This window comes from Mesorhizobium sp. M1066 (genome assembly GCF_040318635.1).
Taxonomy (GTDB): Bacteria; Pseudomonadota; Alphaproteobacteria; order Rhizobiales; family Rhizobiaceae; genus Mesorhizobium.
Genome location: NZ_JAMYMR010000120.1, coordinates 1 through 866 on the forward strand (window position 1 = coordinate 1; position 866 = coordinate 866).

Here is an 866-nt window from a genome sequence, read left to right on the forward strand (position 1 = left end):
TCGGCTGCCGACGGCCCGATGCCGCAGACCCGCGAGCACATCCTGCTTGCCCGTCAGGTCGGCGTGCCGTCGATCGTGGTGTTCCTGAACAAGGTCGACCAGGTCGACGACGCCGAGCTGCTCGAACTGGTCGAGCTCGAGGTTCGCGAGCTTTTGACCAAGAACGAGTTCCCCGGCGACGACATTCCGATCGTCAAGGGTTCGGCTCTGGCTGCCCTGGAAGATTCGGACAAGAAGATCGGTGAAGACGCGATCCGCGAGCTGATGGCTGCGGTCGATGCCTACATCCCGACGCCGGTTCGTCCGCTCGACAAGCCGTTCCTGATGCCGATCGAAGACGTGTTCTCGATCTCGGGCCGCGGCACGGTCGTGACCGGCCGCGTCGAGCGCGGTGTGGTCAAGGTCGGCGAGGAGCTGGAGATCATCGGCATCCGTCCGACGACCAAGACGACCTGCACGGGCGTGGAAATGTTCCGCAAGCTGCTCGATCAGGGCCAGGCCGGCGACAACATCGGCGCGCTGCTGCGTGGCGTTGATCGTGAAGGTGTCGAGCGCGGCCAGGTTCTGGCCAAGCCGGGCACGGTGAAGCCGCACAAGAAGTTCGTGGCCGAAGCCTACATCCTGACCAAGGACGAAGGTGGCCGTCACACGCCGTTCTTCACCAACTACCGTCCGCAGTTCTATTTCCGCACGACCGACGTGACCGGCATCGTGTCGCTGCCGGAAGGCACCGAGATGGTGATGCCGGGCGACAATATCACGGTCGATGTCGAGCTGATCGTGCCGATCGCCATGGAAGAGAAGCTGCGCTTCGCCATCCGTGAAGGCGGCCGCACCGTCGGTGCCGGCATCGTCGTCACCATCAA

1 protein-coding gene is annotated in these 866 nt (G+C 63.9%); it reads left to right on the forward strand.

Annotated features, from left to right (window positions below):
• Positions 1-866: elongation factor Tu (locus tag NKH52_RS35390; RefSeq protein WP_352736902.1), on the forward strand; the 866-nt coding region annotated here is incomplete at both ends.